This window comes from Acinetobacter sp. P8-3-8 (assembly GCF_000214135.1).
Taxonomy (GTDB): domain Bacteria; phylum Pseudomonadota; class Gammaproteobacteria; order Pseudomonadales; family Moraxellaceae; genus Acinetobacter.
In genome coordinates, this window is the sequence record NZ_AFIE01000015.1 from 61,262 (window position 1) to 68,367 (window position 7,106).

8 protein-coding genes, 1 other RNA gene and 1 pseudogene are annotated in these 7,106 nt (G+C 36.9%); 5 read left to right on the forward strand and 5 right to left on the reverse strand.

Translation table 11 applies throughout. From position 1 onward, the window contains the following. Window positions 1–134 precede the first annotated feature (134 nt). The 3 genes from pobA to GGG_RS0108700 all read left to right on the forward strand — a co-directional run bounded on the left by pobA (window position 135) and on the right by GGG_RS0108700 (window position 2,441). On the forward strand, window positions 135–1,349 hold the full coding sequence (gene pobA, locus GGG_RS0108690; RefSeq protein WP_010113936.1) for a 4-hydroxybenzoate 3-monooxygenase: 1,215 nt from the start codon (window positions 135–137) through the stop codon (window positions 1,347–1,349). Window positions 1,350–1,614: 265 nt separating this feature from the next. Beyond that, complete coding sequence (locus GGG_RS21010) at window positions 1,615–1,758, forward strand: hypothetical protein (protein WP_157998077.1); 144 nt, start codon at window positions 1,615–1,617, stop codon at window positions 1,756–1,758. Window positions 1,759–1,958: 200 nt separating this feature from the next. Continuing rightward, window positions 1,959–2,441: a hypothetical protein gene (locus GGG_RS0108700; RefSeq protein ID WP_010113937.1), complete on the forward strand. Its 483-nt coding sequence runs from the start codon at window positions 1,959–1,961 to the stop codon at window positions 2,439–2,441. A gap of 159 nt (window positions 2,442–2,600) precedes the next feature. On the opposite strand, the gene ssrS is transcribed toward GGG_RS0108700, so the two are convergent. The 3 genes from ssrS to GGG_RS0108710 all read right to left on the reverse strand — a co-directional run bounded on the left by ssrS (window position 2,601) and on the right by GGG_RS0108710 (window position 3,721). Next, window positions 2,601–2,782, reverse strand: a non-coding RNA gene (ssrS, locus tag GGG_RS20635) — 6S RNA. 100 nt (window positions 2,783–2,882) lie between these two features. Beyond that, window positions 2,883–3,167 carry a cell division protein ZapA gene (locus GGG_RS0108705; RefSeq protein ID WP_010113939.1) on the reverse strand — a complete coding sequence of 95 codons (285 nt, stop codon included), beginning with the start codon at window positions 3,165–3,167 and terminating at the stop codon, window positions 2,883–2,885. 2 nt (window positions 3,168–3,169) lie between these two features. Then, on the reverse strand, window positions 3,170–3,721 hold the full coding sequence (locus tag GGG_RS0108710; protein ID WP_010113940.1) for a hypothetical protein: 552 nt from the start codon (window positions 3,719–3,721) through the stop codon (window positions 3,170–3,172). A 65-nt stretch (window positions 3,722–3,786) separates the two neighbouring features. Here GGG_RS0108710 and GGG_RS0108715 point away from each other — a divergent pair, with 65 nt between their 5' ends. Both GGG_RS0108715 and pepP read left to right on the forward strand, forming a co-directional pair. Further along, window positions 3,787–4,419: a UPF0149 family protein gene (locus GGG_RS0108715; RefSeq protein WP_010113942.1), complete on the forward strand. Its 633-nt coding sequence runs from the start codon at window positions 3,787–3,789 to the stop codon at window positions 4,417–4,419. Between the two features lie 138 nt (window positions 4,420–4,557). Continuing rightward, window positions 4,558–5,880, forward strand: a complete 1,323-nt coding sequence (pepP, locus tag GGG_RS0108720; RefSeq protein WP_010113944.1) for a Xaa-Pro aminopeptidase — start codon at window positions 4,558–4,560, stop codon at window positions 5,878–5,880. A 47-nt stretch (window positions 5,881–5,927) separates the two neighbouring features. On the opposite strand, the pseudogene GGG_RS20855 reads toward pepP, so the two are convergent. Together GGG_RS20855 and GGG_RS20860 are read right to left on the reverse strand one after the other, a co-directional pair. Continuing rightward, window positions 5,928–6,230 (reverse strand): annotated as a pseudogene (locus GGG_RS20855) (integrase core domain-containing protein); the annotation flags it as partial. A 123-nt stretch (window positions 6,231–6,353) separates the two neighbouring features. Beyond that, the gene (locus GGG_RS20860; RefSeq protein ID WP_010113949.1) at window positions 6,354–6,548 is read right to left on the reverse strand and encodes a hypothetical protein; all 195 of its coding nucleotides are present in this window, start codon (window positions 6,546–6,548) and stop codon (window positions 6,354–6,356) included. Window positions 6,549–7,106 lie beyond the last annotated feature (558 nt).

The window sequence follows — 7,106 nt, forward strand, 5'->3', positions numbered from 1 at the left end:
TTTTAGATTATGTGGAGTCATGTTTTGTCCGATATACGGACACTATGACCAATATACGGTGATTATCCTATTTTGACTATATCGTTTTTTGAATAAAAAAATTAATTTAAGAATCAAGATATGGAGATACATGTATGGAAAATTTAAAAACAAAAGTTGCGATTATTGGTTCTGGCCCCGCAGGACTTCTGCTTGGACAATTGCTCTATAAAGCAGGAATTGACCATATTATTATTGAACAGCGCAGTGCGGAATACGTGGCTGCTCGTATTCGAGCTGGAATCCTTGAGCAAGTATCTGTCGATTTATTGACACAAGCAGGTGTTGATCAAAACTTAAATAAATTTGGACTTCCACATGATGGTATTGAAATTCTAAGCAATGGCTTAAAGCATCGAATTGATTTATCAGCGCTTACACAAGGGAAGCAAGTAACAGTTTATGGTCAAACCGAAGTAACTAAAGATTTGATGCAAGCACGCGAAAATGCTGGCTTGTGCAGCTATTACGAAGCAGAGGGTGTACAGATTCATGATTTTGATAGCAATCCTTATGTGACTTTCAATCATAATCATCAGCAATATCGTCTTGCATGTGACTTTATTGCAGGTTGTGATGGCTATCATGGCGTTTGTCGTGCAAGTGTTCCGCAGGATAAAATTAAAACCTTTGAAAAGGTTTATCCTTTTAGGTGGTTAGGTGTATTAGCAGATGTACCACCTGTTTCAGATGAGCTTATTTACGTGCAATCTGAACGTGGTTTTGCCTTATGCAGTATGCGCTCTAAAACACGAAGCCGTTATTACTTACAAGTTCCTTTGACTGATCATGTTGATGAGTGGTCTGATGAAAGATTTTGGGGTGAATTAGAAAAACGCCTTGATGATGAGAGCCGTAAAAGTTTAATTAAAGGTTCTTCTATTGAAAAAAGTATAGCGCCATTACGCAGTTTTGTTACTGAACCGATGCGGTTTGGCAAGCTATTCTTAGCTGGTGATGCCGCACATATTGTTCCACCTACAGGTGCGAAAGGTTTAAATCTAGCAGCCTCTGATATTGCGTATTTATCGAGTGCTTTGATTGAATTTTATTTAAAGGATTCAACAGAGGGAATAGATCAATATTCTGAAAAATGTTTAAAACGTGTTTGGAAAGCTGAGCGTTTTTCTTGGTGGATGACCCATTTGCTACATCGTTTTGAAACGGAAAGTGATTTTGACCATAAAATCAAGCAAGCTGAATTAAATTATATTTTGGATTCAAAAGCAGGTTTAACAACATTAGCTGAGAACTACGTGGGTTTACCTTATGAGCTTAAAAAGTTCGATGATATGCAAAACCTGAGTTAATTGATTTCTAAACTTTAATTTTTAGATAAAAATGATAATTAAAATAAAAGGGAGGTAATGAACAACATTATCTCCCTTTTTAGTTTGAGTGTGGTGATGTAGATTAGGTGTTTAATTTTGATGTACTTTATTGATTAGATTTATATTTAAATGATCAAGTATGTTGTATTGAAAAACTGCTCTTTTTATCAAAAAAACATTTTTATAAGGTCTTTAAAGAAAGTATTTTTATTGCCGAATAACACTGCCATATTGCAAGGTGATTTTGCAACATACATCAGTTGTAGATGGTCGTAATTTAAGTGGTCCAAAAGTTTATACAATTGCAGTTCCTGAAGGGAGTGCTCGTCCTTATGTATCAGGCGTTGGTGGAAATACAGGAGTTTGGTCGAGTGGTTCAGTTGGATGACAGGTCGCTCACGAACAAGGTCTTTTGATGGGGTTGTCGCCGGATCAATATAGAGATAACAGTGATGGTTATAGTGTATTAAATCTTGGTTTTGAGCATAAAATTATGGAAGTCAGTAGGGGAGCTGTCACTCCTTAAGATATCAAAAATGTTATTGATGCTAATAAATTAACATTTTGTAAAACATTTGGGTGTTAACTATGAAATTACATGAAGTTATAGGATTGTTATTTAGTTGTTCATTATTAGTATCGTGTACTACTAATCATATTGCTAACATTAACAATCCAGTAATTGGTGAGAAAGCTGTACTGTCAAATAGTTATACTTTAATACTTCCAAAAGAATTTCAAATAGTGGCTGTTTCTACTGGGAAAATGGACTTTGATGTTTATGAGTTGAAGGATCGAAGTGGTAAAGTTCTTTCTAAAATATATTTAGGGAATGCACCAGATACTTCTCTAGTTAAGCGGAAAAAGCATCAGTTTAGCAATTTTAAGACAGAGTATTTTAAAGGGATTGAGAAAACAAAAACTTGTGGCATAAACATTTGTGGAGAGGTATTAGTTTTTTTAGATAACAACAAGGGGTGGCCTCAATTTGCACATATCATTTTTAATGATTTAACTGGTGGCGAGCTAAAAAGTGTAGAGAGAGTCGTATATAGCCTAGCTTATGAATGAGAACTAATGAGTATGCAATACTCACTTTTTTGGATAATCTGTATTAGTTCTGACTTGACCTGACACAGATCGTGAAAAATAGAAAGTTACCCGTTTTGATAAAGGCATCGAATCTTATCAAATTTTTTCTTATATAAGTTATTGTTCTTATTAAAAATAAAACACTCCAGAGATGCCGCTGCATTGTCGTTACCCTGAACCCGATGAGTTCAAGGTGGACGTGACGTACACTTAATGGGTTTCCCACTCAAGGTGGGCATACACTCAAAATATACAGAACACATCCGTAAGTTTAAGTATCGGCAGGGGAATAGACTTACTGGCGAACACCCTAGAGTTGTATTAAGTATACATAATTTAAGGATGCTGGCAAATCACCAAAGATCATAATTTATAAATACAGATCCCAAAAGCCGATCAATTGCACGAAAAAAAAGCGGATTATTCCGCTTTTTCAACACCTTCTAAAATATCATCTAACAGACGTTCGCATTGTGCATATTCTTGTAACGATTTATTCATGGTTAATACTTCTTGCATTAACTCCAAAGCAACCATGATCACCAATTTATTGTGTTCTACATTGGGTGCTTTACGACGAAACTCTTGAAATTTGTCATTCAAAAGCTGACCTGCTTTTTCTAAGTCTGCTTTTTTATCTGAAGTCGTCGCCAAACGAAAGACTTGTTCAATTAGACGCAATTCTACCGTCACATGTTCAGACATAGTTAAACTTCCTCATTCGCTTCAGTTGGATGAGCAAGTTGCTGAATTTCTTGCGCATGATGATCTTGTTCTGTTCCTAAAATCGAAAGACGCTGGATAATCGCTTCAACTTTGGCTTTGGCTTGCTCATTTTTCAGAATAAGGCGTTCACGTTCATCTTTAAGATTTTTAATATCTTGTAGTTGATGACGTTGTTCATTCACTATTTTTTCTTTCACAACGCGTAATTCATTGCGTTCAGCTAAAATTTCTTGGAAACGATTTTTTAAATCGGTACAGCTTTTTTCCAAACGACCATAACGCTCAGCTAATGATGTCGCATCGGTATTCAGTTGCTGGAACTGACCTTGCAGTTGTGTAAGTTGATCAGTAAGTGACTCAATTTCATCCTGTTTTTGAGTAATAATACTGTTCTTATGGCTAATTTGAGAATGAGCCTGCTCCTCGCTGTTATCTTTTTCTTTTAACAGCGATGCATTTTCTTTCTCAACATTTTCAATTCGTGTTTTTAAAACACCAATATGCGTCTGTAGACGCTGTAATTGTTCTAACATATCGAGGTCGCACAGATTCGCAATCAAAGGTAATATATAGAGAAGTATAGAGATTGGAAAAGCGAATGCAAGACGATATTTCAGGTTGGTCGGATTGGAACCAAAATTTTGATGAGATTGAAGAGATTTCAAGCCCGAGTGAGTTACATGGCTTACTGACAGGTATAGTTTGTGTTACCGAAGCGCCGACTCGTGATGAATGGTTACAAATTTTATCAACCCTAGATGTACCAAAATTAGACGATGCTGCAATCGCAGTGCTTACAGAAGAAGCGGAAGATATTGCACATGCACTATCTGAAGATGATTTAGACTATTTACCAATGCTCCCAGATGATGAACATGCATTGTCTGATCGTGTTCAAGCACTAGCGGATTGGTGTGAAGGTGTGGTTTTAGGATTTGGCTTGGCATCAGGACATATTCGTTCTGACGAGCAAGAACTCATTGAAAGCTTACAAGATGTTGCATCAGTTGAGTTTGAAGAATCAGATGATGACGAAGAAGGTGAAGCGAGCTATCTGGAATTATATGAGTTTGTCCGTTTGATTCCAGTATCATTGTCAATGGGACGTAAAAAGGTTCCTGTTGCTGAAAGTTCTTTGCTTCAAAATTTACATAGCAAAATGAAACAGGCAACAGCTGATTCTGAAACAAGTAGTTTGGTTGAAATGTTTACACCACATCGTCCAAGTTAGTTCAAGTTCATTGTAACAAGCTATTTTCAAAAAGATGCAAATATTCTAAATCGGATATTTGCATTTTTTATGCTGTGATTGTAAGTTAAGATCATCATTCACCAGATTCAATTATTTGAAATATAAGCCGAATATACAATGAAATTAAGCCAAGCAGATTTTCAGGAACGTCGTGACCGCCTCGCTGAGCAAATGGGTCCCAATAGTATCGCTATTATTGCAACCAGTCCTGAAGTGATGCGTAATGGTGATGCTGATTATAAATTCCGACCAGATAGCAGCTTCTTTTATCTCACAGGGTTTGCTGAACCTGAAGCAGTCGCAGTCATTGAAACGGATGAAACAAGCCAAAACTATACCTATAGTTTGTTCTGTCGAGAACGAAATCGTGAGATGGAAATTTGGAATGGTTATCGTGCGGGTATAGATGGCGCAATTGATGATTATGATGCAGACGAAGCTTATGCAATTGATTTGCTTGATGAAGAAATCATTGCCAAAATTTTAAACAAAGAAAAAGTATTTTATCGTATTGGTCAACGTGCTGATTTTGATGCAAAGCTAAGTGCATGGACAAAAAAAGCCAATGATGCAGGACGTGGTTTTGGTGTTCCTACAACGTTTATGCAGCTTGATCAGATTCTAAATGAAATGCGTGTGTTCAAATCTGCAAAAGAAATAGAGCTCATGCAAATCGCTTCAAATATTAGTGCGGAAGCGCATACCCGTGCGATGCAAAAAGTCCGTCCAGAGATGATGGAATATGCGCTAGAAGCGGAATTAAATTATATTTTTGGTCAAAATGGCTGTGTTCCATCGTATAACAGTATTGTAGGCGGTGGTGAGAATGCTTGCATTTTGCATTATGTGGAAAATAATAAACCATTAAAAGATGGTGATTTAGTTTTAATCGATGCCGCATGTGAATATGAATATTATGCCTCGGACATTACTCGGACGTTTCCTGTAAATGGAAAGTTTAGCCCTGAGCAAAAAGCCTTATACCAAGTTGTACTTGATGCACAAATCGCTGCGATTGATGCAGTTCAAATTGGTCATTCATATAAAGAACCACATAACGTTGCAGTGCGTATTTTAGTTCAAGGCTTACTTGATTTAGGTCTTATGCAAGGTGATCTTGAACAAATCATTGAATCTGAAAGCTATCGCAAATCTTATATGCATGGTACAGGCCATTTATTAGGTATGGATGTACATGATGTCGGTGCTTACAAAGATGAAAATGGTCAATGGCGTGCATATGAAGCAGGCATGGTAGTCACGGTAGAACCGGGTTTATATATTGCTCCTGATGATGAATCGGTTGATGAAAAATGGCGCGGTATTGGCATTCGTATTGAGGATGATATCGTTGCTACTGAAAATGGCCCGTTGATTTTGACCAAGAACGTGGTGAAATCAATTGAAGATATTGAAGCATTGATGGCGCAATCGAAGTAAGTGTCTCGTCCTAGAATAGGTTGACGGTATTTACATTTAAAGCCGAGTTATATCACTAGCTCGGTTTTTCTCTTTTCATACATTTGATTCGGCGTTAACATATCCAAACTCAAATGTGGGCGGTAATAATTATAAATGAAAATAGATTCAGCTATCAGCTTATCTAGTTCTTGCATTGTGTTACAACGTGTCGTTAAAAACTCCTGCTTCAATATTCCATTAACCCTTTCAGCTAAAGCATTTTGGTATGAGAAAAACTGTTTCGCAAGGTATCCATCCGTCATTGATGGTGTTATTCCATATTCTTGTAAGGCTTTCTGATACAGGTTTGAACAATATTGCGTACCTCTAGCGATAATGCATTATTAATTCAAGTACTTGCTTGAATTCAGCAGATTTCTTTTGAGCACGTTGTTCTGCTTGGTAATAAGCTTGCTTTGTGATGCCAATCCAACGGCAAAAACAGGTAAGACTCAATCGTCTTTGGGCTTTCCAATCTTTGAAACGTGCTCGGAATACTTTTTTTGAAAGTCTGTTCCACATTCTTTATCTAGGTGATAAATCACATCTTGCATAAATTCAGTTTTGAGTTTTTCATCAGCAAGTTTCTTTTCTAACTGACGTATCTGTTGTTGTGGAGTGAGCTGTCTTTTTGATGATTTTGGCATAGTCTGTGAAGTCCAATCTTGTTGTCCGTACCTGCGCAACCACACAAGAACGGTTGATCTTCCTTGAATACCATATTTTTGTTGAGCTTGCTTGTAAGTAATTTTCCAAAATGACTATTTAACCTGAGTTCGAGATAAGATATGTTCCAAACATCTGATACGCGGAAACGTCAGTCGCATTGTTCGAGGCATGAGGAATATATTCCGCAAGATCTGCAATATACTGTTTTTGCGATATATTAGGTACTTGATAGTATCTGTAGAGTTGGCGACTGACAAATGGTTTTGCCCTTACGTGGCAGTGCCACTCATCCCGAAAGCCTTGCGAGGTAGTACCTCTCAGGTCGAACCTGAACAAGATTGAAATATATTTCAAGCGAAGTGCAAGACGAAGTGGGTTAATACTTACATTTGACTTTTAAACGGTAAGACTCCGCTGTGCCTGATCTATCTTTTCAATAACTTACATCAAAGTTTATCCCGAACTGACGTTATTTAGTATTGTGTAGTAAGTTAATTTTTAAAAGTTTAACTTCGTTATATATTGAGTTAAATAAT